Source organism: Pseudomonas mandelii (assembly GCF_900106065.1).
Classification (GTDB): Bacteria; Pseudomonadota; Gammaproteobacteria; order Pseudomonadales; family Pseudomonadaceae; genus Aquipseudomonas; species Aquipseudomonas mandelii.
Genome location: NZ_LT629796.1, coordinates 634,950 through 659,799 on the forward strand (window position 1 = coordinate 634,950; position 24,850 = coordinate 659,799).

Sequence of the window (24,850 nt, forward strand, 5' to 3'; positions counted from 1 at the left end):
AAAAGGAATGACGCCATGAATATCAATCTGCAACTCGACGCCCTGCGCAGCGCTTATCGCGTCGGCAACATCACACCCCGTCAATTGCTGCTGGGCCTGCGTGACAAAGCCGCAGCGCTGAACCCGGATTATCACCTGTTCATCCACTTGCTCAGTGTCGAGGAACTGGAACCGTACCTCGCCGCGCTCGACGGTGGCGACCTCGACAGCCTGCCGCTGTACGGCGTGCCCTTCGCGATCAAGGACAACATCGACCTGGCGGGCATTCCCACCACCGCCGCGTGCCCGGCGTTTGCCTATGTGCCGCAGCGTTCGGCGACCATCGTCGAGCAGTTGCTGGCGCTGGGCGCGATTCCGCTGGGCAAGACCAACCTTGATCAGTTCGCAACCGGGTTGAACGGCAGTCGCTCGCCGTATGGCGCGTGCCCGAACAGCGTGCTGCCGGAGTATCCGTCGGGCGGTTCCAGCGCCGGCTCGTCGCTGGCGGTGGCGCTGGGCGTGGCGAGTTTTTCGTTGGGTACGGACACGGCAGGATCGGGACGTGTGCCGGCGGCGTTGAACAATCTGGTGGGATTGAAAGCCACCAAAGGGCTTATCTCCACGGCGGGTGTGGTGCCGGCCTGTCGCACGCTCGATTGCGTGACGACGTTCACCGCAACGGCTCGGGAGGCCAGCCAGTTGCTGGCGCTGACCGCGCACCTCGACCCGCGAGATGAATACAGCCGCAGCAACCCGCTGTGGAATGACGGGTCGGCGTTCGGTACGCCGCGTCTGTTCCGTTTCGGCGTCCCGCGTGCGCAGGACCTGGAATTCTTCGGCTGCCCTGAAGGCCCGTTGTTGTTCGGTGATGCCATCGATCGGCTCAAGGCACTGGGCGGTACAGCTGTGGAACTGGATCTGTCGCCTTTCCTCGAAGCGGCGCGTTTGCTTTATGAAGGCCCGTGGGTGGCCGAGCGTTACAGCGTGGCCGGCGAGTTGATGGAGCAGAATCCCGAAGCCGTTTTGCCGGTGATTCGCGCGGTGCTGGCCAAGGCGCCGGCGGTGACGGGCGTGCAGGCGTTCCGTGCCCAATATCGGCTGCAAGCCTTGAAGGCGCTGTGCGACAAGGCGCTGGAAAATCTTGATTGTGTCGTCACGCCCACCATCGGCCGCCCCGTCACATCGGCGGAACTGGACGCCGAACCGGTCCTGCGCAATTCGGAACTGGGTTACTACACCAACTTCATGAACCTGCTCGATTACGCGGCCGTCGCCGTGCCCAGCGGCTTCATGGGCAATGGTTTGCCCTGGGGTGTGACCGTGTTTGGCCGGGCGTTTACCGATCAGTATTTGTTGGGAGTGGCGGATGCTTTGCAGCGCCGCTCGGCTGAGCCTGGACCGACGACTGTCGCCCGCCATGATCGCGCACGACTGGTGGTCTGTGGCGCGCATCTGGATGGGTTGGCGTTGAACTGGCAACTGAAGCGACGCGGGGCTCGGTTGGTTGAGACGACTTACAGTTCGCCGGATTATCAGCTGTATGCGTTGGCCGGCGGTCCGCCGTTTCGTCCGGGGATGGTGCGGGTGAAGGATGGCGGCGTGGCGATTGCGGTGGAGGTTTGGGAATTGCCGAGCAGTGAACTGGGCTCTTTTCTGACGGGGATTCCGGCGCCGCTGGGGTTGGGCAAGGTGCAACTGGCGGACGGGCGTTGGGAGAGCGGGTTTATCTGTGAAGCGTATGGGTTGGAGGGGGCCGCCAATATCAGCCATTTAGGCGGATGGCGTGCTTACCTCGCCAAATGATCGTTCCCACGCTCTGCGTGGGAATGCCGCCCGGGACGCTCCGCGTCCCATCGCAAGCGTCACAGGATGCATTCCCACGCGGAGCGTGGGAATGATCAAGCTCCCGCAGGAGGCGTGTGTGGACAATCATTCGCGCTGCACATAGAGCAGTTATTTTCCCCGCAGTGCCATTAGAATGCCTGCCATTGGGTCACTGCCGACGGAATCGCCATGCCGCTTCACTCGCCGCTGTATTCGCAACGTTCGTTGGTCCTGACGCTCATCGCGTTGTTGGGCGCAGGCTTTCTCGCGACCTCTTTCCTCAGTTACTACGCCTCGCGAGCCTCCATCCGTGACAGCATCGTCAACACCGAGCTGCCGCTGACCTCGGACACGGTCTACTCGGAAATCCAGAAAGACCTTGTCAGACCGATCCTGATTTCCTCGATGATGTCCCGCGACACCTTCATGCGTGACTGGGTGGTCAACGGCGAGCAAGACGCCGAGAAAATGACTCGCTACCTCAACGAGGTCATGACCCACTACGGCGCCTACACGGCATTTTTTGTCTCCAACACCAGCCTCACCTACTACCACGCCAAAGGCGTGCTCAAACAGGTCAAGTCCACGGAACCTCGCGATGCCTGGTATTTCCGTGTCCGCGACATGGCCGATCCCTACGAGATCAATGTCGACCCGGACCTCGCCAACAAAGACAACCTGACCTTCTTCATCAACTACAAGGTTTATGACTACAACAACCGTTTCATCGGCGCTGCCGGCGTTGGCCTGACGGTCGATGCGGTAATCAAGCTGATCGACAAATACCAACAGCGTTACCAGCGCAGCGTGTACTTCGTCGACAACTTCGGCCGCTTGGTGCTGACGGGCGCCGAGGGTGGCCCACAAGGCGCGCACATCGGCCAGAAGCTCGGCGACCTCGATTACATGAAGGACCTGGTCAGTCAGCTGCCAAAACCTCACAGCGGCAGCTATGAATATTCCGTCCAGGGCCAGGGCCATTTCCTCAACGTGCGGTTCATTCCCGAGCTGAACTGGTACCTGTTTGTCGACAAGCGCGAGGACGGCGCCCTCAGTGAAATCCGCCAGTCGCTGTACCTCAATCTGCTGATTTGTCTGCTTGTCACGCTGATCGTGCTGTTGCTGCTCAACCGCGTGATCAAGCGCTACCAAGGCAAGATCCAGGCACAAGCGACGCTCGACAGCCTGACCGAACTGCCGAATCGTCGTGGCTTCGACCTGCTGGCGGCGCAGGCCATGCTCGAAGCCCGGCGCGAGCCCAAGCCGCTGACCGCGATGTTGTTGGATCTGGATCATTTCAAGGTTTTGAACGACACCTACGGCCACCTGGCCGGCGATCAGGTGCTGATCGGTTTCGCGCGGGATCTGGAGAGTTGCCTGCGACACTCCGACATCGTCTGCCGCTGGGGTGGCGAAGAGTTCATCGTGCTGCTCAAGGACACCGACGGTGAGACCGGTCTGATGATCGCCGAGAAAATTCGTCAACATGTCGAACAACAGCGTTATGCCTACGACGGCAAGGAACTGCAGTTGACCGTCAGCATCGGCCTCACCACCTTGCAAGTCGATGAAACCTTGCACACCCTGCTCTCCCGGGCCGATCATGCGATGTACCGGGCCAAACAGGCCGGCCGTAACCGAACCTGCGTGGAAATGCCTCACTCCAGCTATGAATAGTCCTGCATGAACAAGCCAGACCAATGCCCCGCCTGCGGCGCCGCCAACGCCTGCACCCTGGCCGACCCGCGCACCGTCGATCAGGCGTGCTGGTGCTTTGGCGTCAGTATCGACCCCGCTGTGCTTGAAGCGCTGCCAGCCGAACTGCGCGACAAATCCTGCCTGTGCCCGCGCTGCGCCGAGGTCGAGGCGCAGTTGTAAGCAGCCGCCCGGCCGATCACGTAAGATACGCGGCCCCTTTCCAACCGATCCCCAGCCATGCGCGTTGACCGTTTCCTCAGCAACCTGCCGCGCTTCAACCGTAAGCAGGTACGCCTGTTGCTGGTGGAAAAGCGCGTTCAGGTTGACGGAAAAATCGTCAGCGACCCGCATGCCGAAGTGCTCGAGTTCAGCCGTGTCGAGGTCGACGGGGAAGTCCTGCAAGTCGGCAAGCCCGCACGCTACTTCATGCTGCACAAACCGCCCGGCTGCGTCAGCGCCACCCGCGACCCGGAGCATCCGACCGTACTCGACCTGATCCATGAGCCGGACAGCGATGACCTGCACATCGCCGGTCGCCTGGATTTCAACACCACCGGCCTGATGCTGATCACCAACGACGGCAGCTGGTCGCGGCGCCTGACTCAGCCGCAGACCAAACTGCCGAAGGTCTATTACGTCGAGACCGAGCAGGAGATTGGCCCGCAATACGCATTGAAATTTGCCGAGGGTCTGTACTTCGCGTTCGAAGACCTCACCACGCAACCGGCCGAGCTGATCGTACTCGGGCCGAAAGCGGCGCGACTGAGCATCGTCGAGGGCCGGTACCATCAGGTGAAGCGGATGTTCGGCCACTTCGACAACAAAGTGCTGCGCCTGCACCGCGAAAGCATGGGCCCGCTGGTGCTCGATAATGCGCTGAAACCGGGCGAGTACCGAGCATTGCGCACCGAAGAGATCCATTTGATCTAAGCAGCCTACCGCTCAGCAGAAGTTGTCGAACAATTTACGAATGACACTTGCGCGATGACGTGACCCCTGCTTGAATCAGGACGTCGGCCGAAATGTGACCGACGAGTCACAACATACTTCTAAGAAACTTTTTGCCGGTTAGAGAACCCTCAGGTTCCGCCTCAGACCGGCAAACTGCCCGCCAATAACAATACCCGTCGACCGGACTGCACTGGATCGACATGGGCCTCCAAATTCAAGGCGTATGCCTACCTGTCACAAAGCTCGTGCAATCTCATTTGCGCGCATACCCGCTTGCTTGGAGTCTTATGACATGAGGCCAGAAATCGCTGTGCTGGATATACAGGGTCAGTATCGGGTTTACACGGAGTTCTATCGCGCAGACGCCGCAGAGAAGACCATAATTCTGGTCAACGGCTCGATGGCCACGACTGCGTCGTTTGCACAAACCGTGAAAAACCTTCACCCGCAGTTCAATGTGGTCTGCTACGACCAGCCCTACGCGGGCAAGTCAAAAGCCCACAACCTGCATGAGAAATTGCTGACCAAGGAAGTCGAAGGGCAGATCCTCCTGGAGCTGATCGACCACTTCGCCGCCGAACACGTGCTGTCGTTTTCCTGGGGTGGCGCCGCGACCCTGGTCGCCCTGGCCCAACAGCCACGGCGCATCGAAAAAGCCGTGATCAGCTCGTTCTCCCCGGAGATCAACGCGCACATGCTCGATTACCTCGAGCGCGGCATTGATTACCTCGGCAGTCGGGATGGAGATCGGGTCGGCAACCTGGTGAACAGCACTATCGGCAAACACCTGCCGACGTTGTTCAAGCGTTTCAACTATCGCCACGTCAGCTCGCTCGCCGAGCATGAATACGGGCAGATGCACTTCCACATCAGCGACCTGCTCCATAGCGACCGCCAGTGCTTTCTCAAAGCGGCAGAGAAAATCAACGTGCCCGTGCTGTTCATGAACGGCGAATGGGACGAATACACCGCCGCCGATGGCGCCCGGTTGTTCGCCAACCACGTGCAAGACGCCACCTTCAGCACCCTGCAGGCCACCGGCCACTTTCTCGACATGGAACACAAAGCCGCCTGCCGAGACAGCCGCGACGCACTGATGGGCTTCCTGAAACCGGCGCAACACACCAACCGACCGCGTTACCACTACGTCCAGGACCAACATGCATTGGCCATCTGAAACAGCGTCATCGCGAGCAAGCTTCGCCCTACAGTGTTGAACGCATTCCTGTAGGCGCGAGGCTTGCCCGCGAACGACCGTTACGCGGTCTGATGTCTTGTGTCACCTGCGCCAAAGCTATCCTGCGCAAAGAAAAACTTCATTTCCACGCGCACATCTGGTACAAAGTCAGCCGCTCTGAGCGGGTGTCGTATAATGGCATTACTCCAGCTTCCCAAGCTGATAACGAGGGTTCGATTCCCTTCACCCGCTCCAATCGAATTTTTGTCTCACGTTGTTTTTTGACGGGGGACGCAGGTAAAGAAAAAACCGGCCTTGATGGCCGGTTTTTTTGTGGGTGGGGTTTGTGTTTCAGGGCGGAAATTAGCGTTTTCGCGCAAAAGTGATGTTTTGTTAGCGTTTTTCTTGCCTCATTAACAGATTTCATCATTGCAAGTCGGTTTCAAACCCCTTGCGAAGCATTGCGGCATGGCACGGTGAAAAGCCATTTATCGCACGCCGCAAGAGGTCAAGGCGGAGCTGAGAACGGCGAGCATCCTCAAGGGCGGCAGGGTTGTATTCAACATCGGCGGCAACAAATATCGAGTGATTCTGGCAATCGACTATCTGCGACAGCTTGGTTTCATACGATTCGTCGGCACCCACGCCCAATATGATCAGATCAACGCGGAGACCGTGTAATGGACATTAAACCGATTCGCAGCCAGGAAGATCTGACCGCTGCATTTACTCGTATAGAGCAACTGTGGGGGGCAGACATTGGTTCGCCTGAAGGTGATGAGCTGGAAATTCTGGCGCTGCTCATCGAAAAGTACGAAGACGAGCATTACCCAATGCCGCCCTCCGATCCGATTGAGGCCATTAAATTTCGTATGGAACAGCAAGGGCTGACCCCTCGCGACCTGGAACCCTTCATTGGGACGAGCGGGCGCGTATCCGAAGTGCTGAACCGCAAGCGCAAACTGAGCCTGTCGATGATCAAACGTCTACACGACGGGTTGCGGATACCTTACGAAAGTTTGCTTGCGGGTGTTGCCTGACGTGCAGTCCTGACAAAAAACCGGTCCTTGATAGCCGGTTTTTTTCTGGGTGGGATTCAGGTGATTTTTCCTGCTGAGGATGTGGCAGAAATCTGCGTACAGGCGTAAATCATTGCCAGGACGGGACAGACTGCGCCAGTGCTCCTAGTCTTTCCGCTCTACCATCTGCTTTATTTTTGCGGCCTTTTCAAAATGGTCGAGCTTGTGCTTAGCGATCCACCATTGGGCGGCTTCCATTAAAAGCACTGGATCATCATTTTTGTTCGCGAAGAAAGCATAGAAAGAGAGCCCGACAGTCGGCCCCTTCTGCTCTATTTTCTTGTCACAGACCTCGATCATCTTTTGCCTCAAGCTTTCTCGCATCATTTCTCTCAATCTATTAATGGTCTCGGTCGCGGCCAAATTCAGTACCGATTGCCCATCTTTCGGGGCTTCGAGCGAAGCCGACTTTCAAAAAGGCAAGGTCCTACACTACGGTGGGAATTGTCCGTAGACTTGCGCATTGCAGTGTTTTTGTCACGAGGCCTATAGTCCGAGCGCGTCCAAAAGACGTATCGGGTTTGGCGACTCGATGACAACGATTCAGATTCACTCCGAGCTTATCGGAGTTTTTTCTGACTGCACTTTGCTGCGCTTTTTTTGGTAGCTGTGCGTGGGAGACCTTCGGGTCTGCCGGTTTCACCGTTGTCCGGTTCGCCAACCTGCGTACAGCTGCCACCCTATTGTTTGGCGACGATCGAGTGGTAGGTGTTTCACCTACTAACGGTAATCACTCATGAACGAATACATGGCTTTAACCAGCAACGCCGACGACCTTCCCTCGCTCTACGTCAACACCACCCAACCGCTGCATTCACTGCTCAGCACCGCCAGTTACAGAATTCGGGCCGTGACGCAGCTGCTTGAAAACCTCGCGATGCGAGGCGACATCACGTCTGACGCGGTGATCCTCAGCGACTTTGCGTTGCTGTGCTGCGTGCCCTTGCGCGACGGTTGCGATGTGCTGGACGTGATCGCTCGACGCATGGATGCGGAATAGTTCTGACGTTGGAGCGGGCGCCTATCGAGGCGCCCTTTGCGTGTCATGACCGGCTGTCATTGGTCACCACGAGATCGCACGAGCGCTCTATCACTGTGGCGAGGGAGCTTGCTCCCGCCGGGTCGCGAAGCGGCCTCCAAAAAGGGACTGCTGCGCAGTCCGACGGGAGCAAGCTCCCTCGCCACAGGTTCGGTGTCACGCTTAACTGCCTGGCATTGTTCTGGATGGCCAGTTTGCGATTGGATCGAGCTTACAAATCCCCAACGTTCAACCCGTTTCCCCTCATCGCCCAACCCGCTAGCATCTCCCCTATCTTCAACCACCCTCTCCCCTGCGCGGCCATCGACGAACACGCGCCATCACTCTCCGAGGGAACCCAATCGGCCGCACATCAGGTGCCGCCCGTGAACGATCTCAACAGAGCAATCCAAACATGACTCAAAACATCTACGACGACCCGGAGTTTTTCCAGGGCTACAGCCAGATGGCGCGCTCCATCAGCGGTCTCGACGCAGCGCCCGAATGGCCTGCGCTCAAAGCAATGCTGCCGCCCATGAAAGGCCTGAAGGCCGTAGACCTCGGCTGCGGTTACGGCTGGTTCTGCCGCTGGGCCAGTGAACACGGCGCCGACAGCGTGCTCGGTCTGGACGTCTCGGAAAAAATGCTGGAGCAGGCGCGCAAAACCACGTCAGCGGACAACATCCAATACGCCCGCGCCGATCTGGAACAACTCGACCTGCCCGCAGCCAGTTTCGACCTCGCCTACAGCTCCCTGGCGTTGCACTACATCAAGGATCTTCCGGGTCTGTTTGCCAAAATCCATGAGGCCCTGAAACCCGGTTCACGTTTCGTATTTTCCATCGAACACCCAATCTTCATGGCACCGCGCAATCCGGGCTGGCTGATTGATAGCGAAGGGAACAAGCGCTGGCCGCTGGACAGTTATCAACGGGAAGGCGAGCGGGTGACCAACTGGTTGGCCGAAGGCGTGATCAAACAGCACCGCACGATAGGCACGTTGCTGAATACGCTGATTGGCGCAGGTTTCAGCATCCGACAGGTCAACGAATGGGGCCCGAGCGATGCCGAGGTGGCGGCGCAACCAGCCCTGGCCGAAGAGCGGGAGCGGCCGATGATGATGCTGGTCAGCGTTCAGCGCTGAGGGCCACGCCGGGTCATCGTAATTTTTGCATATGAATTTCCGATACCCGGTAAAGACAACGTATCGCTGCGTCGGACCTGTCCACAGATACCTTATTGTGCCGGCTCACCTTTCACCTAGAGATCAACATGGACAATTCAGAGTTGGGGATCATGATCATTTCGATGATCGGGTTGTTCGGCTTTGCTTCGTTTATTTTTGAATACCTGAGTGCCAGGCAAAGGGACCGATAACGTTCGGCGTTATCCGTCCCTTTTTGCCCTAGCGCGTCGCGACGATAAACAACCGCGGGAATGGCAACAGCACCGAACCATCGCTCAGCGCCGGATAGGCCTGCTCGATCGCAGCTTGATACTGCTTGAGGTATTGCTCTTTTTCCGCGTCATTCAGCGGCTCGAGAAACGGCCGCAAGCCGCTGCCCTTGAACCACTCGACCACCCCCGAGGCGCCGCCCGCGAGCGGGTGATGGTACGTGGTGCGCCACACATCGACTCGCGCACAGTGCGGTCGCAGCATCGAGTAGTACTCGCTGGCACTCGCCATGTCCGTGCGTTGCCCGGCGGCGTCTACCAACTTGCTGGCCCACGGTCCATCGGCAGCGACTTCGCGCATCAGGCGATGGGACGGCTCGTTGAGATTGTCGGGCATTTGAATGGCCAGGCTGCCGCCATCGCTCAGTCGGGCGGCCAGAGAAGGCAGTAACGTCGCGTGGTCGGGCACCCACTGCAACACCGCGTTGGCGAAAATCACATCGAACGGCCCCGGCTCGTTCCAGGTATCAATGTCAGCCGTGTCGAATTGCAGCTGGGGTAAGCGCTTGCGGGCGGCGTCGATCATATTGGTCGAACTGTCCAGGCCACGCACCGTGGCATTGGCGAAGCGCTCCACCAGCAACTCGGTCGAATTGCCGGGGCCGCAACCGATGTCGATGGCCGATCGCGCGTCCACGGGCGGGACCGCCGCCAGCAAATCGCGGGCCGGGCGGGTGCGTTCATCTTCAAAAGCGACGTATTGTCTGGCGGACCAACTCATTGCGTTCTCCTGTCGATACGTTGTTGTGGCCAGCGGCGCACAACCGGTTCGCCACGATACCTCGACTGGCGCGCCCTGCCCTATCCGACCTATGGCGACATGTCAGTTGACCGAATGCCATGTGTAACCAAAGGCCGCCGCCTCAAGCGTCCGCCTCATCGAATGACCACCAAAATGCCCCCCCGTTTCCAGCCATGTTGCCCCCCAGAACTCGCCTCACTTGAAGTCGGCGCGGCGAATAGGTGATGAGTGAGTCATTTTTTATGAGCACAGAAATGTAAGTAGAATTTTCAACCCGCCGTCGCTGTCTGAAAAATCAGGCGCATCCCTATAAGGAACACGGCAATGAAATTCGCAAAAATCTCGCAGAAACTCGCCCTGTGGGCCGGCAGTCCGAAGACGTTTATGGGGGCGTTGATACTGATTGGTCTGTGGGGGTTGAGCGGGCCGATATTTGATTACAACGACACCTGGCAACTGATCATCAACACCTCAACCACGATCATCACGTTCCTGATGGTGTTTCTGATCCAGAACACGCAGAACCGCGACACCGACATCCTGCACTTGAAAATCGATGAGTTGCTGCGGGTGAACAAAGAGGCGCAGAACGCGATGCTGGGGCTGGAATTGCTGGACCTCAAGCAACTGGAAGCGTTACGCAGACACTATCGCGCCATGGGCGAAAAAGACGTGCATGACCTGGCGGGGCTGGCCACTACGAGCAAGCGCAAACAGGACTTGAATGAGTGCTGAGCACAAACAAAACGGCGCGTGATGTGAATCACGCGCCGTTTGCGTTCAACACCGTTAATCGCCTGGTCTAGCGACTGGCTTGCAACGCTCTGGCCATTTCCAGGTGGTTCTGCAGTTTGGGCAAGGTTTCCTCAGCGAAGGCTTTGATTTGCGGCACGTCGGTGGTCTGAGCGACTTGTTGAAGCTGCTCGATGGCTTCCTGGGTCGTCTTCACCTGACTGGCGGTATAAGCCTGATCAAAGGATGCGCCGTCCTTCACTTCCGGCATCAAGGCTTTGGCCTTGTCGACCACTTCTTCGCGAGGGGCAACCGGCAAATCCAGCTGTTTGGCGATTTTCGCCAAGTGTTGGTTGGCGGTCGTGCGGTCGTTGATGACCACGATGGTGTAGTCCTTGACCTCTTTGGATTCGCTTTTCTGGTGCGCCAGGCGACTGGCTTCGATGTCGGCCATGCCTTTGGCCGACGCATCGTTGATGAACTCGGCGGGCGACTGGGCGAAGGCACTGTTGGCAAACAGGCCCAGCAACGTGACAAGACTGGCAGTGCGTAATCGGGTGGCCATCCGGCTCATGGTCGCGCCCTCCTTCTATAAAAATTCAAGCGGGAGCTTTCGCCCCCGCCTCTCAATCAAAACTACCTTGCGACTACTTCGACTTCTGACCACCTTTGCGGCCCATATCGGGTTTCGCAGGGTCTTTATCGACGGTCGTAGTGGTAGTTTTCCCACCTTTGCGACCGGCTTCTGACGCCTTCGTTCGATCGTTAGCGAAGTTTCCCGAGTTCGAGTTTCTTGAGTTAGGCATGATTCTCTACCTCTTGGTGATGATCGCGGCGAGCAGGAGCCCGCATAAAATCTGAATTTCGATCACCGCAAAGGTTTAGAAAAGTTGGAGTCGCCGCGACGAACGGTGGCCGATTTTTCAGGCCCCGAGGCGCTGATGATGTTGGCGCTTGGCCGCATACATGGCCTCATCGGCATGCCGGAACAGTTGCTGTTCTTCGGTGCCATGCTCGGGGTAATGCGCGACGCCGATACTCGGCCGGATGTTCACGCTTTGCCCGTCCAGGCGCAGGGGTTGCGCCAGCACCTGACGGATTTTCCCCGCAACGTTGTCAGCGTCTTCCGCCGCGTGGATGCTGTGCAACAACACCACAAACTCATCCCCACCGATACGCGCCACTGTGTCGGTCTCACGCACGCAGCCCTTGAGTCGATTGGCGACCGCCTGCAACAGCATGTCGCCGACTGCGTGGCCATGGGTGTCGTTGACCTCCTTGAAGCGGTCGAGGTCGACGTACAGCAATGCCATCCGCCCGGAATCCGTGCGAGCCTGCGCCAGCGAATTTTGAAGCCGGTCGCGCAGCAACGCCCGGTTGGGCAGTTGAGTCAGTTGGTCGTATTGGGCCATGCGTTGTAACCGGGCATGTAACTGCTTGCGCTCGATTGCGGTGGCGACCTGGGCGCAGACGTATTGCAACAGCTCCTTGTCCTGCTCGGTGTAGCGCTCGCCACCCGGTACGCTTTTGACGATCAGCGCGCCAATGATGCCGTTTTGCGAGTTCAACGGGACACCCAGCCAGCAAGGCGAGTCCTGTCCGGAGACCGATGCCTCAAAGCCTTCTGGCAGAGTGTCCTGGTCCAGGGTCAGCAAAATCGGCTGACCGCTGCGAATCACTTCGGCACAGAGGCGCCCGGTCATGGTTCCGGGCTGCTCGGGCTGCAGTTCATGGTCGTCGACGTGATACGGAAAGTTCAGCTGCGCACAGTGCTCGTCATACAGCGCCACGGAGAAATTCAGTGCCGGCAGCCATTCGCCGATGATCAAGTGGATGCGCTTGAACAACGCCAGCAAATCTTCCGCTGCGTGAGCCGCCTCGGAGATCGCGTATAACGCCGCTTGCCGGGATTCGGCTTGCTTGCGCTCGGTGATGTCCCGGGCCACAGCAATGCGCAACTGATCGACTTCAGACCAGCGCGCCGACCACAGGATATGCACCACCGCGCCGTCCTTGCGCAGGTAGCGGTTTTCGAAGTTGAGTTTGGGATCACCGCCCATGATCTCGCGCGCGGCGTCGAGGGTGCGCTGGCGATCGGCGGGGTGCACCATGTCGATCATCGGCTGGCCGATCAGCTCGTCCGGGGTGTAGCCGAAAATACGCTCGCAGGCCGCGCTGACAAATACGAAGCGACCTTGTTTATCCACCGCACAGACGGCGTCCAGCAAGAGATCGATGTAGCTCGCCAACGGCGCGGAATTTCTGGTTGCCATGGTGCGATAAGCGTTTCCGGACAATGCAGCAATAAAAAGCCCCTCCATGACCCATCGGGCATTGACGCATCCGTGCGCTCAACCTCAAGCCTTGTTCGTCACCAGCCCCGGCAGTGCATGAGCGAGGGCGTTGATGGCGAAACCGATAAACATCACCCCACATAACCGTGTGATCGCCAGTTCATGGCGCTGATACAAGGTGCGAACTTGCCGTGCACCAACAATGCCAATGAGGATAGCGTAGGCCATGAGACCGCCGACGAAGCTCAGGACAATCAACCAAGGCAACATTGACCAGTGCAGCAACTCCGCCCGGCTGGACAGCAGCGCAGTGAACGTCGCCACCGCCACGGGGTAGGCCTTGGGATTGGTGAGGCCAAACAGAATGCCGTGCCAAAAGGGCTGGCGAGCCGGGCCTTGAGGGGCATCGGCGCTGCTGCGCTTCGCCCGTATGGCGCGCAAGCCGAGCCAAAACAGGTACAGCCCGCTGAGTACGCCCAGCACATCAAACGCCGTGCTGCCGATTTCACGGGCACCGACAATCGCGATCAATGCCGTGCTGCACCAGACCACGTCCCCCAACAAATGCCCACAGAGAAACCCCGCCCCGGCCCGCCGTCCACGCGCGGCGCCAATCCCGAACACCGCCAATACGCCCGGCCCCGGTGTGATGCCATAAATGAAACCCGAGGCGAGAACGGCCATTAGCAGCGATGGGGTCATTGAAAGTCCCTTTAACTATTTGGTGAATGGGCGCAAGTCTATATCAGGTCCCGGGTATATCGACTGACTGATCGTCGAAGAACTTCATTCCCGCATACGGCCGCACGCGACAGGCGGCCAGCCGCGACGCCAGATCGCCAACGTGGGCTTCGAGCTTGTGGCCGTCCGGATCGAGGAAATAGAAGGACGCGCCTTCGCTGCGGTTGTCGCGCCATTCTTGTACGCTGGCGGATCGCAGGCGTTCGACGAACACGGGAAAATCGATTGCGCTGATGGTGAAGGCGTAATGGGTGTAATCGGCGGCGGGCCCCGAGTTGCGCAGCGGATCAACGGACAGGCACAGCCACAAACCCGGCAGTGACAGATAGGCGCCGGTGTCCCAAGTGGCTTCGAGGCGCAGTTGCAGCAGGTCTTGATAGAACGCCACGCTGCGGTTCAGGTCGGTGACGGCGAGGGTCAGGTGGTTGAGGCCGGAGAGCATGGGCGATTAACCTTTGAGTGCTACTGGCACGACGTAGTGCTTGCCGTCGTATTCCAGGGTAACCCGAGTTGTTTTCAACTTGCGGGACGTATCGTTGCACTCTTCTCCAACCCGAAAGTTTTTGGTCACCGTCACGGTGGAACTGACAACAAGATCTGCAAATCCGTTATGAGTTGTGTTGCCAATATCGACGGTTCTTTGTGTACGTTCGCCCTCTCCCGCGCAGTTACCATCCCACTCGCCCCTGCTCGTAGAAATGATTAGCCCTTCCAATACTGGACGTAATGTATCGCCCTCCTTGAGATACAAGGCCAGTTCGGTTTTGTGATAAGGGTTTACGCTCGAGCTGTGTTCGAAACTCGAACGAATGCCAAAAGCGCGACTTTCGGGCGCCAACTTGTAGCGTGCCGTATCAATGGACAACCCTTCATACGCCACAGCGTCTGAATAATAGGCATCTTTTTTAAGGTAATTGGCCAGGCGTTTCGAACTGGATGAACGTATGAGCGACAGTTCCAGATCAACGTTTCCGCCATCGTTGTTCGCGTCAGCGGAATCCGGTTTGAATGTCGACGTGGCCACAATAGTTTGGTCGTCATACGCCGGCCAGACTTTGCAAAGGGTGAACGTTCGCTCACCGGAGGGCGCTTCTTCGCACCCCGCTTGCGCTTGGCTGACAGCCGTGATGAGGCCGAACAAGACAAGTGAATTCAGTCGTTTCTTTGTGGTTAACATGTTCTTCCCTGATCGCTTCCCATGATTTACAAGCCTTTGAACCCTTGAGGCAGAACGTAGGTTTTACCGTCATATCGAAGTGTTGTCAGCACCGGTTTGGCTGTCATGGTTTTGGATTCACATGCATCCCCTTGGCCTTTCCCTGTTTCGCTGGTGGACACGGTCTTGACGATCAAGTCCGCGAATCCATGTGAACTGGTTTGGCCGATTTCGACGGTACGGGTGTATTGATAACGCTCACCGGCGCAATTGCCATCCCATTCACCGCCATACTCGTAGGTGATGAGCTTATCCAGGACCGGACGCAACTTGTCGCCCTCTTTCACATAGAGCGACAGCAACTTTTCACTCACGGGATTTACCCGAGACGAGCCATTGAACGTGGCGCGCACACCAAACGCTCTTACTTCAGGAGTGAGCTTGTAACGAGCGGTATCGAGTTGCAGTCCCTCAAAGGCGATGGCATCCGATTCAAAAACCGATGTCTTGTGATACGTCGCCAGCGGTTTCGAATCGCCAGCCGTCACCACGGCAAGATTGAGATCATATTTTCCCTGAGGACCATAATCGCTTGCCGAATATCCCGATTCGAACTGCGATAACGCTGTAATCGTCAACCCGGGATAGGCTGGCCAGTCTTTGCAAACCGAATAGCCGAAATCGCCCGCCAGAAACGGCTTCTCACAATCAGCGAACGCCTGCGTAGTCATCACCAACCCGCACAGCGCCACACAATTCACCCACCCAGACTTCAATGTCATTCCATGTTCCTTGTGTGTTTCAAAAAAACGAATGATTTCAGGCGCGCACTATCCCCTCCCCAATCCGCCCATTCAACCAGTTCAACGCCTGATCCCCGCCCCGCCGTGTGTGCCAGACCAACACAAACGTAAACGACGGAATATGAAACGGCGGCGCAACTACGACCAGCGAGCGCTCATCAATCTCGCGCAGCCCACGTGAAGCCACGGTAAGAATCAGGTCCGTGCCACTGATGAATTCCGGAGCGACGCTCCAGTGCGGCAGGCTGATCGCGACGCGACGGCGTTCACGTAACGCCGTCAGCGCCCGCTCGATTTCAGGCGTGCCGCTGCCGCGCATTTCCAGCAGGACGTGTGGCCGTGCGAGGTAGGTCGGCAGGTCGAGTACGCCATTGGCAGGCAGGCTGTTGCGGTCGACCAGGCAGGCGTAGTGCTCTTCGAAGAGTGGCGTGCTGCGCAGCTCGTTTGGCAGTTCAGGGAAGACACCTGCTGCCAGGTCGATGTCGCCGTTAAGTACTGCGTCGAGCATGCCTTCGCGGCTGGCGTGGCTGATTTGCAGGTCGATGCCCGGCGCTTCCCGGCGCAAGGTGCGAATCAGCCCTGGCAGGACGATGGCGGCGCCATAGTCGGACATTGCCAGACGAAACGTGCGCTTGGCCGTGGCCGGGTCGAAAGCGTTCGGGGCCAGCAAGGATTGCACCTGAGCGAGTGCTTCGGCCAAGGGTGCGATCAATTCCATGGCTCGCGGCGTGGGTACGAGCGTGGCACCCGCGCGCACCAGCAAAGGGTCTCCCAGCAAGTCGCGTAACCGCGCCAGGGCATGACTGACCGCCGGCTGACTCAGGTGTAAGCGCTGCGCCGCGCGCGTGACGTGCTGCTCGCTGAGCAAGGCGTCGAGGATCACCAGCAAGTTGAGGTCGATACGCCGCAGATCATTCATCTGGTGCATGTTCTGGATAGCAATTCGGAATTTAAATCTGCGCGACGAATACTCTAGAGTCCAGCAAAACCTGTTGGAGAATGATCATGAGTACAGTGCATTGGGCCGGGCTGTTGCTGCTGGCCGTGGTTGCCGGGGCGGTGGTGCCGTTTCAGAGCGCGATCAACGCCAACCTCACGCGTGGGTTGGGCCATCCGTTGTGGGCGACGCTAGCGTCGTTGCTGGTGAGTATCGTCGTGTTGTTGCCGATCATGTTGGCAATGCGCTTGCCGTTGCCGTCACTGGCGTTCATCAGCAAGGCGCCGTTGTGGATGTGGGCGGGGGGTGCGTTTGGGGTGTGTTTTATTTCGTTGGCGCTGATGCTGCTGCCCAAGCTGGGGGCGTCGGGGTTTATTGCGTTGGCGCTGGCGGGACAGGTGGTGGCTTCGCTGGTGCTGGATCACTTCGGGTGGTTTGGGTTGGTGGAACGACAGATGACGTTGCCGCGGGTGTTGGGGGCAGTCTTGTTGATCGCCGGGGTCGCGTTGATTCAGTTCAGTGCGGCGCCAGGGAAGGGGTTGGTGGCGGCGGGTTGAGCGGGGACTGTCAGGCCGCTTTCGCGAGCAGGCTCGCTCCCACCCGATCGGCGGCGTGGCGCGGATCGCTCCCGCAGGACATCAGTGATCATTGCCAGGGCGCCGGGGCGCAGGTTTTCGATCAGCACGTCGGCGCTGGTCGCCAGTTGCTTGACCAGCTCGATGACTTCAGTTCGGCTGAGTCGGCGGGATAGCCCGGTTTTGGCCCACAGCATCGCAGGGCGTCGCCCTACACATAAATCTCTTGTAACACTCAACCGAACAGGAAACGGCCGATTCAATGCCCCCGCCGCTCTCTGTAAAGTCTGGAAACACACGGACGATTTCATCACTCAAGGACAGACACCTCAAATGGACCCGACAACACACACTACAAACACTTTCACCAACTATAGAAAACTGATCTCGTTGGCGGACCACAGCTGGGACACTGCGGAAGCAGGGAAAGTCGCGGGATTGAACGTCGACATCAGAAGCAGCAACCGCATGGTTGACCAACATGGGCGCGCCTTTCATCACTTCTGCACCACCTCCTACCTGGGCCTGGATCACCATCCCGATTTGCTCGACGGTGCCATGACCACTTTGTGGGAAACCGGTACCTTGCGCGTCGCCAACTCGAAAAACCGCTGCAAACTGGCGATCCTGGAGCTGTACGAAACCGAGCTCTCGGCACTGTTCGGCGCCACGTGCCTAAGCACCTTATCGTGCAGCGCGGCGAGTGCCGGCATCCTGCCGCTGCTGGCCAGTGGCGTATTTACCGAGAACCAGCCACCGGTGATGGTATTTGACCGGTTGGCACACTACTCGATGAATCACCTCAAAGCCGCCTGCGCCGACGAAACCAAGGTCGTGACCAGTCCGCACAACGACATGGACTTCCTCGAAACGCAGTGCCAGCACCACAACAGGGTCGCGTATGTTGCCGACGGCGCGTACAGCATGGGCGGAGTCGCCGACATGGACGGTCTGTTGTACTTGAGGGATCGCTATGGCCTTTTTCTCTATCTCGACGACTCCCACGCACTGTCCGCCGTTGGCACTTGCGGGGCCGGTCTGGTACGCCCAAGGTTGCAGGCTCTGGACGATGACGCCTTGATCGTCGCCTCATTGGCCAAGTCATTTGGCGCCAGCGGCGGGCTGGTGATGCTGGGCAATGAACGGCAGAAAAAGCTGATTCAACGTTATGGCGGCCCCAGCAATTGGTCGCAAAGTCTGAACAGCGCGGCCATCGGTGCGGGAAGGGCCTCCATCCAGTTGCATCGCACGCCGGCATTCGTCGCGCTACAGGAAAAACTTCAGGCTAATATCCGGCTCTTTGACAGCCTGATACGAACCGCACAACAGGGCAGTAACATGGCCATCCGCTTGATCCACTGCGGTGAAGCGACGCTGGCCAACCGTATTGCCATCGAATTGGCCAATCTCGGTTTCTTTACCTCGACAGTCTTTTTCCCCGTGGTCGAACAAGGCAAGGCTGCGATCAGAATCACCTTGCGCGCCGACATGGAGCCGATGCTGATCCGCCATTTCTGTGAACTCGTCACCGAGCTTTTACCCGCACACACCCGGGACCTCAGCTAGAAACCCAAGGAAGACCCCATGAAGAGCAGCACCACCCTCCTCGTCACCTGCAGCACGGTGTTTCTCGCCCAACTGGGCATGAGCATTTACCTGCCGGCGTTGCCGGACATTGCCCGGGGTCTGTCAGCCGACGCCTCGCAGGTGTCCTGGGGGTTGGCCGTGTACCTGATCGGCATGGCGCTGCCGATGTTGTTCTGGGGCAGTCTGGGGCAGCGCATTGGCCGAAAGCCGGTGTTGCTCGCCGCACTCGGTATCTACGGGCTGGGTAACCTTGCCCTGCCCTTGAGCCAGTCGCTTGAAACGTTCCTGTTCTGGCGTCTGGTCCAGGGGATGGGTGCCAGCGGGATTTCGGTCATGGCGCGGGTATTGATCCGCGACAGTTTCCGCGGTGACCTGCTGGCCAAGGCGTTGTCCTGGCTCTCGATTTCGTTTGTAGTGGCGCTGGGGATCGGCCAGTACCTGGGGTCGATCATTCAGGTGGTGCTGGGCTGGCCGGCGATTTTCTATCTGTTGGGTGGCGCGAGTCTGTTGATGGCGATGGCGGTGGCGCGGGTCACGTTCCCGCTGCTGAACGAGGAGCCTGTTCAGTCGTCCGCCTGGCCGAGTTACTGGCGCATTTTGCGTGATCGCGCCTTCCTGCTGCCGGCACTCGCCGGCGGCCTCGGTTATGGGGTGATCATTGCGTTCAACACCGCAGCGCCGCTGATTCTGCAAGGCCCCTTCAACTGGTCGGCCGTGGAATACGGGCTGTTGGGCTGGCCGATCAGCGCGGCGTATTTCCTAGGGGCTTTGGGGGTCAATGCCTTCGTGCTTCGCACCGGTCAACGCTGGCTGATGACGGCGGGCGTGGGCCTGGTATTGGGCGGTAGCGCGGTGATGTTGCTGGGGAGCATCGCGGGCACTTCCGTTGCGCTGCTGCTCTGGTTGCCATACTGCTTTGCCGTGTTCGGGCAGTCTTTGAACTACCCGATCAGCCTGTCCCTGGCCAACGACGGCTCGCCGGTCGGCGGGGCTTATGCGATGGCGTTGAGTGGTTTCATCCACCAGCTGATGGCCGCCATCATCGGCGCGATTGCCAGTCTGATCGCGAGCCAGCAAGCATGGCCACTGTCCCTGTTTTGCACCTTGCTGGCCTTGGGCGCGATGGTGTGCGTGAGGCTCGCGCCCGGCCGGCAAACCGACTAGAACGCGCTGCGGAAAATCTCCTCGATCTGGCGCTGATCCGCCGCCCGTGGATTAGTCAGGCCGCACGCGTCTTTCAGCGCGTTGGTCGCGAGCGTCGGGATGTCGTTGAGCTTGGCGCCGAGTTCACGCAAACCGGCGGGAATCTCGATGTCGCTGGACAGGCTGCGGATCGCCGTGATGGCCGCTTGAGCGCCCTCTTCCGGGCTTAAGCCACGGATATCGGCGCCCATCGCGTGGGCCACATCGGTCAGGCGCGGGGCGCAGACCTGCGCATTGAAACTCTGCACGTGGGGCAGCAGCACCGCGTTGCATACGCCATGCGGCAAGTCATAGAACCCGCCCAACTGGTGAGCCATGGCGTGGACAAATCCCAGGGAGGCGTTGTTGAACGCCATGCCGGCGAGAAACTGTGCGTAAGCCATGTTTTCCCGTGCCGCCATGTCGCTGCCATTGCGCACGGCCAGACGCAGGTTGCTGCTGATCAAGGTGATGGCTTTCAGTGCGCAGGCATCGGTAATCGGATTGGCGGCGGTGGACACGTAGGCTTCGATGGCATGAGTCAGCGCGTCCATGCCGGTGGCGGCGGTCAGGCTCTTGGGCATGGCGACCATCAGCGCCGGGTCGTTGACCGACAGCAACGGCGTGACGTTACGGTCGACGATGGCCATTTTCACGTGGCGCGATTCGTCGGTGATGATGCAAAAACGGGTCATTTCGCTGGCCGTGCCGGCGGTGGTATTGATCGCGATCAGCGGCAATTGCGGTTGGGTCGATCGGTCGACGCCTTCGTAGTCGCGGATCTCCCCGCCGTTGGTCGCGCACAACGCGATGCCCTTGGCGCAGTCATGGGGCGAACCGCCGCCGAGCGACACCACAAAATCACAGCGACTTTCCTTGAGCAGGCCCAGGCCGCGCTCGACGTTGGCCATGCTCGGATTCGGTTTGGCGCCGTCGAAGATCACCGAGTCGATGTCCTGCATTGCCAGTTTTTCAGCAATCATCTTCGCCACACCGGCCTTGGCCAGCCCGGCGTCGGTGACGATCAGCGCCTTGCGAAAGCCGTATTTGCCAATGGCAACCATGGCTTCGTCCAGGCAGTCATTGCCCATGATGTTAACGGCGGGAATGAAAAACGTGCTGCTCATGAGCGATTCTCCTGGCTAAACCGATCGGTAGTGCCGATCCGGCGGGTGCGCACAGGATCGACGCTTCGGGCAGGCAGTAACTTGATCTGGCTCAAGTCCCGGTCGTGATAAAGTCGCCGCCCATCAGACCTTTTGCTTTGAGACTTTGACCGCAATGACCGATTTCCAGGATGTTGATGCCCAACTTGAAGACTGGAACGCCTTGCGCGCCACCGCCTCGTTCAGCGGTTTGCTGGTCGGCAACGGTGCCAGCCGTGCGGTGTGGGACGACTTCGGCTACGACTCGCTGTTCGAAAATGCCCGCACCGTCGAAGAAAAACCCCTGAGCCAGTCCGAGCTGAGCGTGTTCGACGCCATGCAGACCCGCAGTTTCGAACAGGTGCTGAGTGCGCTGAAAATCACCAGCCGGGTCAACAAGGCCCTGGCCGTCAGCTCCGCGGCGCCGCGTAATCGTTACTACGCGATCAAGGAAGCGCTGATCAACACAGTCCACGCGGTGCACATCCCGTGGCGGCTTGTGGTCCCGTCGACCCTGGCCGCCATCAGTCAGGAACTGGGCCGCTATCGAACGGTGTTCACCACCAATTACGACTTGCTCAACTACTGGGCGATCCAGCATCAGCCGGATGCCATCACCGATCTGTTCCAGGGCGCCGAACCGGGTTTTGATTTGAGCGCCACGGCGACCGATAAAACCCGTTTGTTGTACCTGCACGGTGGCCTGCACCTGGTGCGCAATCAGGACGGCACGGCGCGCAAGCTGATGTCGACGGAGGGCACATTGCTGGGCAGTTTCGCCATCAACAACACCATCAAGACGCTGGACGATGTGCCGCTGTTCGTCAACGAAGGGCCGGCGCAGGACAAGCTCAAGACCATTCGCAGCTCGGATTATCTGTCGTTTTGCTATGACCAGTTGCTGAGCCATGGTGAGGGGTTATGCCTGTTCGGGCATGCCTTGGGCGAGCAGGACAGCCACATCATCCATGCGTTGCGCCAGGCGAAACCCAAGGTAGTGGCAATCTCGATTTACCCGCGCAGCAAGGCGTTTATCCAGCATCAGAAGCGGCATTACACGAAGGTGTTTGAGGGAACGGGGTCAGAACTGCGGTTTTTTGATTCGAAGACCCATGCGCTCGGCAGCCCGAAGCTCACAGTTCCCGTCGAGGTCTGAAGCGAACACCGAACCTGTGGCGAGGGAGCTTGCTCCCGCTGGGCTGCGAAGCGGCCCCTGCATTCTTTCAGAGAAAACGCATTGTCAGGTTTTACGACCGCTTCGCAGCCGAGCGGGAGCAAGCTCCCTCGCCACAACAGCACCGCAACTTCATTCCTCAGCGCTATGCACCACCACCAGCAACTGCGCCTGAGCCTCCCCCACTGAGCGAATCCGGTGCGGTTTCTGCGCATTGAAGTGCAGCGCATCCCCGCGATTGAGCAGCACGCGCTCGTTCATGAAGTCCACTTCCACCTGCCCTTCGTGGACGAACAGAAACTCTTCCCCCACGTGTTCCTTGAAGGTTTTATCCGCGAATTCTGTCGGCGGATAAATCATGAACGGCAGCAGGCTGCGCTCGCTGACCTGGTGGGCCAGCACCGCGTAGCCGGGGCTTTCATCGTTGGCCGCCAGGGACTGGCGCTCGTCGCTGCGCACCAGGCTGTAGCTGTCGAGGCTGATGTTGTCTTCGGAGAACAACTCCTCGACCTTCACGTTCAGCGCCTTGGCCAGTTTCAGGGCAGCCGCGATCGACGGCGTATTCAGCCCGCGCTCGACTTTCGACAGATAGCTCTTGGTCATGCCGGATTTTTCGGCCAGGGCCTCCAGCGTCACGCCAAGTTTTTTTCTAAGTAATTTCAAACGGATAGACATGAAGAACGATTAATCCATCAAGGAGGCGACGATTTGCCCTTGCCTATGACACAAAGTGTCATATAGCCTCTGCTGTGTCATTTGCATGAACCACCCAAGGACACCGAGATGGCCAAGACCTTAGCATTACCCAAAGAGCAATTGGTCAAGCAAGCGTTGACCCAGATGCAAAACACCCTGGCGGATAATACGTGGACCGACCGGCAAAAGCTGGCCCTGACCTGCCGGATTCTATTTGAAAATGGTCACGACTCCGGCCTGGCCGGGCAAATCACCGCCCGTGGCCCTCAGCCTGGCACCTATTACACTCAACAACTGGGCCTGGGTTTTGACGAGATCACCGCGAGCAATCTGCTGCTGGTCAACGAAGACCTGGAAGTGCTCGAAGGCCACGGCATGCCCAACCCGGCCAACCGTTTCCACAGTTGGGTGTACCGCGCCCGGCCCGACGTGAACTGCATCATTCACACGCACCCGACCCACGTCGCGGCGCTGTCGATGCTCGAAGTGCCGCTGCAGATTTCCCACATGGACCTGTGCCCGCTCTACGACGATTGCGCGTTTCTAGAAGGCTGGCCGGGCGTACCGGTGGGCAACGAAGAAGGTGATTTGATCGCCGGTGCACTGGGCGACAAACGGGCCATCCTGCTGTCGCACCACGGCCAGTTGTCCACCGGCACGACCATCGAAGAAGCCTGTGTCATTGCTCAGCTGATCGAGCGTGCCGCAAAGCTGCAACTGCTGGCGATGAGTGCCGGGACCATCAAACCGATCCTGCCGGACCTGGGCCGCGAAGCCCATGACTGGATCTCGAAACCCAAGCGCCACGGCGCCGCGTTCAACTACTACGCCCGGCAGCACCTGCGTCAACACGCCGATTGCCTGAACTGAACCCACCCATTTCATGAAGGAGACACGACATGTCGACCCCCGCCATTCACGGCATCATCGGCTACACCATCACCCCATTCACCGCCAATGGCGAAGGCGTCGATCTCGACGCACTCGGGCGTTCCATCGACCGCTTGATCGACGGCGGCGTCCATTCCATCGCGCCACTGGGCAGCACCGGCGAAGGCGCTTACCTGAGCGATGCGGAGTGGGATCAGGTCAGCGAATTCAGCATCAAGCATGTGGCCAGGCGCGTGCCGACCATCGTCAGCGTGTCCGACCTGACCACCGCCAAAGCCGTGCGCCGCGCCCGTTTCGCCGAAGCCCATGGCGCCGATGTGGTGATGGTGCTGCCGACGTCCTACTGGAAACTCAGCGAAGCGGAAATCCTCGCCCACTACCGCGCCATCGGCGACAGCATCGGCGTCCCGGTCATGCTCTATAACAACCCGGCCACCAGCGGCACCGACATGTCGGTGGACCTGATCCTGCGGATCGTCAACGCCGTGGAGAACGTGACCATGGTCAAGGAGAGCACCGGCGACATCCAGCGCATGCACAAGCTGCAACTGCTCGGCGAAGGCCGGGTGCCGTTCTACAACGGCTGCAACCCGCTGGCGCTGGAAGCGTTCGCGGCGGGTGCGAAAGGTTGGTGCACAGCGGCGCCGAACCTGATTCCGCAGCTCAATCTGGATCTGTATGACGCAGTTCTGGCGAACGACCTGGGCAAGGCGCGTGAACTGTTCTATCGCCAGTTGCCGCTGCTGGACTTCATCCTCAAGGGTGGCTTGCCGGCGACGATCAAGGCGGGGCTGCGTGCGACCGGGCTGGAAGTGGGCGATCCGCGGTTGCCGGTGTTTCCACTCGGCGAGGCCGGGATCAGCCAGTTGCAAGACTTGCTGAAAGCCTTGCGCTGATCTAAAGCCGCACACAAAACCCATGTGGGAGTGAGCCTGTTCGCGATGGCGGACTGACATTCAACATCTTCGTCGAATGTTAAGCCGCTATCGCGAGCAGGTTCGCTCCTACGGGGGG

At 59.0% G+C, this 24,850-nt stretch carries 28 protein-coding genes, 1 tRNA gene and 1 pseudogene; 17 read left to right on the top strand and 13 right to left on the bottom strand.

From position 1 onward, the window contains the following. The first annotated feature begins 15 nt into the window (after window positions 1-15). The 8 genes and pseudogenes from atzF (at window position 16) to BLU63_RS02880 (ending at window position 6,669) form a co-directional block, all read left to right on the top strand. Window positions 16-1,782: an allophanate hydrolase gene (gene atzF, locus BLU63_RS02845; RefSeq protein ID WP_083374835.1), complete on the top strand. Its 1,767-nt coding sequence runs from the start codon at window positions 16-18 to the stop codon at window positions 1,780-1,782. Window positions 1,783-1,992: 210 nt separating this feature from the next. Beyond that, window positions 1,993-3,480, top strand: a complete 1,488-nt coding sequence (locus tag BLU63_RS02850; RefSeq protein WP_083374836.1) for a sensor domain-containing diguanylate cyclase — start codon at window positions 1,993-1,995, stop codon at window positions 3,478-3,480. Window positions 3,481-3,486: 6 nt separating this feature from the next. Then, on the top strand, window positions 3,487-3,681 hold the full coding sequence (locus BLU63_RS02855; protein WP_010462319.1) for a cysteine-rich CWC family protein: 195 nt from the start codon (window positions 3,487-3,489) through the stop codon (window positions 3,679-3,681). 57 nt (window positions 3,682-3,738) lie between these two features. Beyond that, window positions 3,739-4,431, top strand: a complete 693-nt coding sequence (locus BLU63_RS02860) for a pseudouridine synthase (RefSeq protein WP_010462322.1) — start codon at window positions 3,739-3,741, stop codon at window positions 4,429-4,431. A 313-nt stretch (window positions 4,432-4,744) separates the two neighbouring features. Continuing rightward, the gene (locus tag BLU63_RS02865; RefSeq protein WP_083374837.1) at window positions 4,745-5,629 is read left to right on the top strand and encodes an alpha/beta fold hydrolase; all 885 of its coding nucleotides are present in this window, start codon (window positions 4,745-4,747) and stop codon (window positions 5,627-5,629) included. 181 nt (window positions 5,630-5,810) lie between these two features. After that, window positions 5,811-5,884 (top strand) — tRNA-Gly (locus BLU63_RS02870). 225 nt (window positions 5,885-6,109) lie between these two features. Continuing rightward, window positions 6,110-6,310 (top strand): annotated as a pseudogene (locus BLU63_RS02875) (type II toxin-antitoxin system HigB family toxin); the annotation flags it as partial. Beyond that, window positions 6,310-6,669, top strand: coding sequence for a helix-turn-helix domain-containing protein (locus BLU63_RS02880; protein ID WP_077749600.1), 360 nt, complete (start codon window positions 6,310-6,312; stop codon window positions 6,667-6,669). The pseudogene BLU63_RS02875 and the gene BLU63_RS02880, both read left to right, overlap by 1 nt. 144 nt (window positions 6,670-6,813) lie before the next feature. Here the strand turns inward: BLU63_RS02880 and BLU63_RS02885 are convergent, their stop codons facing one another. Continuing rightward, on the bottom strand, window positions 6,814-7,008 hold the full coding sequence (locus BLU63_RS02885; protein WP_231990935.1) for a DUF6500 family protein: 195 nt from the start codon (window positions 7,006-7,008) through the stop codon (window positions 6,814-6,816). Window positions 7,009-7,444: 436 nt separating this feature from the next. On the opposite strand from BLU63_RS02885, the gene BLU63_RS02890 reads away from it, so the two are divergent. Together BLU63_RS02890 and BLU63_RS02900 are read left to right on the top strand one after the other, a co-directional pair. Next, a complete protein-coding gene (locus BLU63_RS02890) occupies window positions 7,445-7,708 on the top strand; it encodes a hypothetical protein (RefSeq protein WP_010462435.1) in 264 nt (87 codons plus the stop codon). 433 nt (window positions 7,709-8,141) lie between these two features. Then, complete coding sequence (locus BLU63_RS02900; RefSeq protein ID WP_083374841.1) at window positions 8,142-8,870, top strand: class I SAM-dependent methyltransferase; 729 nt, start codon at window positions 8,142-8,144, stop codon at window positions 8,868-8,870. Between the two features lie 261 nt (window positions 8,871-9,131). On the opposite strand, the gene tam is transcribed toward BLU63_RS02900, so the two are convergent. Further along, a complete protein-coding gene (tam, locus tag BLU63_RS02905; RefSeq protein WP_083374842.1) occupies window positions 9,132-9,902 on the bottom strand; it encodes a trans-aconitate 2-methyltransferase in 771 nt (256 codons plus the stop codon). A gap of 345 nt (window positions 9,903-10,247) precedes the next feature. Between tam and BLU63_RS02910 the strand changes: the two genes are divergently transcribed. After that, window positions 10,248-10,658, top strand: a complete 411-nt coding sequence (locus tag BLU63_RS02910) for a low affinity iron permease family protein (RefSeq protein WP_010462444.1) — start codon at window positions 10,248-10,250, stop codon at window positions 10,656-10,658. 67 nt (window positions 10,659-10,725) lie between these two features. Here the strand turns inward: BLU63_RS02910 and BLU63_RS02915 are convergent, their stop codons facing one another. From BLU63_RS02915 to BLU63_RS02950, 8 genes are all read right to left on the bottom strand, one after another. Then, window positions 10,726-11,229: a DUF4142 domain-containing protein gene (locus tag BLU63_RS02915; protein ID WP_010462446.1), complete on the bottom strand. Its 504-nt coding sequence runs from the start codon at window positions 11,227-11,229 to the stop codon at window positions 10,726-10,728. A 73-nt stretch (window positions 11,230-11,302) separates the two neighbouring features. Further along, entirely contained in the window at window positions 11,303-11,461 is a 159-nt protein-coding gene (locus BLU63_RS02920; protein WP_010462447.1) for a KGG domain-containing protein, read from the bottom strand. A 117-nt stretch (window positions 11,462-11,578) separates the two neighbouring features. Then, on the bottom strand, window positions 11,579-12,928 hold the full coding sequence (locus BLU63_RS02925; RefSeq protein WP_083374843.1) for a sensor domain-containing protein: 1,350 nt from the start codon (window positions 12,926-12,928) through the stop codon (window positions 11,579-11,581). Window positions 12,929-13,012: 84 nt separating this feature from the next. Next, complete coding sequence (locus BLU63_RS02930; protein WP_010462451.1) at window positions 13,013-13,651, bottom strand: LysE family translocator; 639 nt, start codon at window positions 13,649-13,651, stop codon at window positions 13,013-13,015. Between the two features lie 43 nt (window positions 13,652-13,694). Next, window positions 13,695-14,132, bottom strand: coding sequence for a fosfomycin resistance glutathione transferase (fos, locus tag BLU63_RS02935; protein ID WP_083374844.1), 438 nt, complete (start codon window positions 14,130-14,132; stop codon window positions 13,695-13,697). A gap of 6 nt (window positions 14,133-14,138) precedes the next feature. Beyond that, a complete protein-coding gene (locus tag BLU63_RS02940) occupies window positions 14,139-14,867 on the bottom strand; it encodes a PA3715 family protein (protein ID WP_083374845.1) in 729 nt (242 codons plus the stop codon). Window positions 14,868-14,893: 26 nt separating this feature from the next. Continuing rightward, a complete protein-coding gene (locus BLU63_RS02945; RefSeq protein WP_083374846.1) occupies window positions 14,894-15,628 on the bottom strand; it encodes a PA3715 family protein in 735 nt (244 codons plus the stop codon). 37 nt (window positions 15,629-15,665) lie between these two features. Next, on the bottom strand, window positions 15,666-16,577 hold the full coding sequence (locus BLU63_RS02950) for a LysR substrate-binding domain-containing protein (protein WP_083374847.1): 912 nt from the start codon (window positions 16,575-16,577) through the stop codon (window positions 15,666-15,668). Window positions 16,578-16,654: 77 nt separating this feature from the next. Here BLU63_RS02950 and BLU63_RS02955 point away from each other — a divergent pair, with 77 nt between their 5' ends. Further along, entirely contained in the window at window positions 16,655-17,143 is a 489-nt protein-coding gene (locus BLU63_RS02955) for a DMT family transporter (RefSeq protein WP_083374848.1), read from the top strand. Here BLU63_RS02955 and BLU63_RS33530 read toward each other — a convergent pair. Beyond that, the gene (locus tag BLU63_RS33530; protein WP_083374849.1) at window positions 17,098-17,358 is read right to left on the bottom strand and encodes a hypothetical protein; all 261 of its coding nucleotides are present in this window, start codon (window positions 17,356-17,358) and stop codon (window positions 17,098-17,100) included. The two genes, BLU63_RS02955 and BLU63_RS33530, sit on opposite strands and share 46 nt — an antisense overlap. 136 nt (window positions 17,359-17,494) lie before the next feature. On the opposite strand from BLU63_RS33530, the gene BLU63_RS02965 reads away from it, so the two are divergent. After that, complete coding sequence (locus tag BLU63_RS02965) at window positions 17,495-18,727, top strand: aminotransferase class I/II-fold pyridoxal phosphate-dependent enzyme (protein WP_083374850.1); 1,233 nt, start codon at window positions 17,495-17,497, stop codon at window positions 18,725-18,727. Window positions 18,728-18,745: 18 nt separating this feature from the next. Continuing rightward, on the top strand, window positions 18,746-19,912 hold the full coding sequence (locus tag BLU63_RS02970) for a multidrug effflux MFS transporter (RefSeq protein ID WP_083374851.1): 1,167 nt from the start codon (window positions 18,746-18,748) through the stop codon (window positions 19,910-19,912). Here the strand turns inward: BLU63_RS02970 and yiaY are convergent. Beyond that, a complete protein-coding gene (gene yiaY, locus BLU63_RS02975) occupies window positions 19,909-21,057 on the bottom strand; it encodes an L-threonine dehydrogenase (protein WP_083374852.1) in 1,149 nt (382 codons plus the stop codon). The two genes, BLU63_RS02970 and yiaY, sit on opposite strands and share 4 nt — an antisense overlap. Before the next feature lie 154 nt (window positions 21,058-21,211). Between yiaY and BLU63_RS02980 the strand changes: the two genes are divergently transcribed. Further along, the gene (locus tag BLU63_RS02980; protein WP_083374853.1) at window positions 21,212-22,231 is read left to right on the top strand and encodes a DUF4917 family protein; all 1,020 of its coding nucleotides are present in this window, start codon (window positions 21,212-21,214) and stop codon (window positions 22,229-22,231) included. 150 nt (window positions 22,232-22,381) lie between these two features. Here BLU63_RS02980 and BLU63_RS02985 read toward each other — a convergent pair whose 3' ends face one another. Continuing rightward, window positions 22,382-22,924: a helix-turn-helix domain-containing protein gene (locus BLU63_RS02985; protein WP_077749587.1), complete on the bottom strand. Its 543-nt coding sequence runs from the start codon at window positions 22,922-22,924 to the stop codon at window positions 22,382-22,384. 108 nt (window positions 22,925-23,032) lie between these two features. On the opposite strand from BLU63_RS02985, the gene BLU63_RS02990 reads away from it, so the two are divergent. Further along, window positions 23,033-23,815, top strand: a complete 783-nt coding sequence (locus BLU63_RS02990) for an aldolase (RefSeq protein WP_010462472.1) — start codon at window positions 23,033-23,035, stop codon at window positions 23,813-23,815. Window positions 23,816-23,844: 29 nt separating this feature from the next. Further along, window positions 23,845-24,732: a dihydrodipicolinate synthase family protein gene (locus BLU63_RS02995; protein ID WP_083374854.1), complete on the top strand. Its 888-nt coding sequence runs from the start codon at window positions 23,845-23,847 to the stop codon at window positions 24,730-24,732. The last annotated feature ends 118 nt before the right edge of the window (window positions 24,733-24,850 follow it).

Excerpts from the sequence above, each read along its gene's own strand:
- BLU63_RS02880 (WP_077749600.1), top strand. The coding sequence starts at position 6,310 with ATGGACATTAAACCGATTCGCAGCCAGGAAGATCTGACCGCTGCATTT.
- BLU63_RS02985 (WP_077749587.1), bottom strand. The coding sequence starts at position 22,924 with ATGTCTATCCGTTTGAAATTACTTAGAAAAAAACTTGGCGTGACGCTG.
- BLU63_RS02965 (WP_083374850.1), top strand. The coding sequence starts at position 17,495 with ATGGACCCGACAACACACACTACAAACACTTTCACCAACTATAGAAAA.
- BLU63_RS02855 (WP_010462319.1), top strand. The coding sequence starts at position 3,487 with ATGAACAAGCCAGACCAATGCCCCGCCTGCGGCGCCGCCAACGCCTGC.
- BLU63_RS02980 (WP_083374853.1), top strand. The coding sequence starts at position 21,212 with ATGACCGATTTCCAGGATGTTGATGCCCAACTTGAAGACTGGAACGCC.
- BLU63_RS02970 (WP_083374851.1), top strand. The coding sequence starts at position 18,746 with ATGAAGAGCAGCACCACCCTCCTCGTCACCTGCAGCACGGTGTTTCTC.
- BLU63_RS02860 (WP_010462322.1), top strand. The coding sequence starts at position 3,739 with ATGCGCGTTGACCGTTTCCTCAGCAACCTGCCGCGCTTCAACCGTAAG.
- BLU63_RS02885 (WP_231990935.1), bottom strand. The coding sequence starts at position 7,008 with ATGATCGAGGTCTGTGACAAGAAAATAGAGCAGAAGGGGCCGACTGTC.
- BLU63_RS02925 (WP_083374843.1), bottom strand. The coding sequence starts at position 12,928 with ATGGCAACCAGAAATTCCGCGCCGTTGGCGAGCTACATCGATCTCTTG.
- tam (WP_083374842.1), bottom strand. The coding sequence starts at position 9,902 with ATGAGTTGGTCCGCCAGACAATACGTCGCTTTTGAAGATGAACGCACC.
- atzF (WP_083374835.1), top strand. The coding sequence starts at position 16 with ATGAATATCAATCTGCAACTCGACGCCCTGCGCAGCGCTTATCGCGTC.
- BLU63_RS02940 (WP_083374845.1), bottom strand. The coding sequence starts at position 14,867 with ATGTTAACCACAAAGAAACGACTGAATTCACTTGTCTTGTTCGGCCTC.
- BLU63_RS33530 (WP_083374849.1), bottom strand. The coding sequence starts at position 17,358 with ATGCTGTGGGCCAAAACCGGGCTATCCCGCCGACTCAGCCGAACTGAA.
- BLU63_RS02920 (WP_010462447.1), bottom strand. The coding sequence starts at position 11,461 with ATGCCTAACTCAAGAAACTCGAACTCGGGAAACTTCGCTAACGATCGA.
- BLU63_RS02950 (WP_083374847.1), bottom strand. The coding sequence starts at position 16,577 with ATGCACCAGATGAATGATCTGCGGCGTATCGACCTCAACTTGCTGGTG.
- BLU63_RS02890 (WP_010462435.1), top strand. The coding sequence starts at position 7,445 with ATGAACGAATACATGGCTTTAACCAGCAACGCCGACGACCTTCCCTCG.
- BLU63_RS02995 (WP_083374854.1), top strand. The coding sequence starts at position 23,845 with ATGTCGACCCCCGCCATTCACGGCATCATCGGCTACACCATCACCCCA.
- BLU63_RS02915 (WP_010462446.1), bottom strand. The coding sequence starts at position 11,229 with ATGAGCCGGATGGCCACCCGATTACGCACTGCCAGTCTTGTCACGTTG.
- BLU63_RS02930 (WP_010462451.1), bottom strand. The coding sequence starts at position 13,651 with ATGACCCCATCGCTGCTAATGGCCGTTCTCGCCTCGGGTTTCATTTAT.
- BLU63_RS02945 (WP_083374846.1), bottom strand. The coding sequence starts at position 15,628 with ATGACATTGAAGTCTGGGTGGGTGAATTGTGTGGCGCTGTGCGGGTTG.
- yiaY (WP_083374852.1), bottom strand. The coding sequence starts at position 21,057 with ATGAGCAGCACGTTTTTCATTCCCGCCGTTAACATCATGGGCAATGAC.
- BLU63_RS02990 (WP_010462472.1), top strand. The coding sequence starts at position 23,033 with ATGGCCAAGACCTTAGCATTACCCAAAGAGCAATTGGTCAAGCAAGCG.
- fos (WP_083374844.1), bottom strand. The coding sequence starts at position 14,132 with ATGCTCTCCGGCCTCAACCACCTGACCCTCGCCGTCACCGACCTGAAC.
- BLU63_RS02910 (WP_010462444.1), top strand. The coding sequence starts at position 10,248 with ATGAAATTCGCAAAAATCTCGCAGAAACTCGCCCTGTGGGCCGGCAGT.
- BLU63_RS02955 (WP_083374848.1), top strand. The coding sequence starts at position 16,655 with ATGAGTACAGTGCATTGGGCCGGGCTGTTGCTGCTGGCCGTGGTTGCC.
- BLU63_RS02850 (WP_083374836.1), top strand. The coding sequence starts at position 1,993 with ATGCCGCTTCACTCGCCGCTGTATTCGCAACGTTCGTTGGTCCTGACG.
- BLU63_RS02900 (WP_083374841.1), top strand. The coding sequence starts at position 8,142 with ATGACTCAAAACATCTACGACGACCCGGAGTTTTTCCAGGGCTACAGC.
- BLU63_RS02865 (WP_083374837.1), top strand. The coding sequence starts at position 4,745 with ATGAGGCCAGAAATCGCTGTGCTGGATATACAGGGTCAGTATCGGGTT.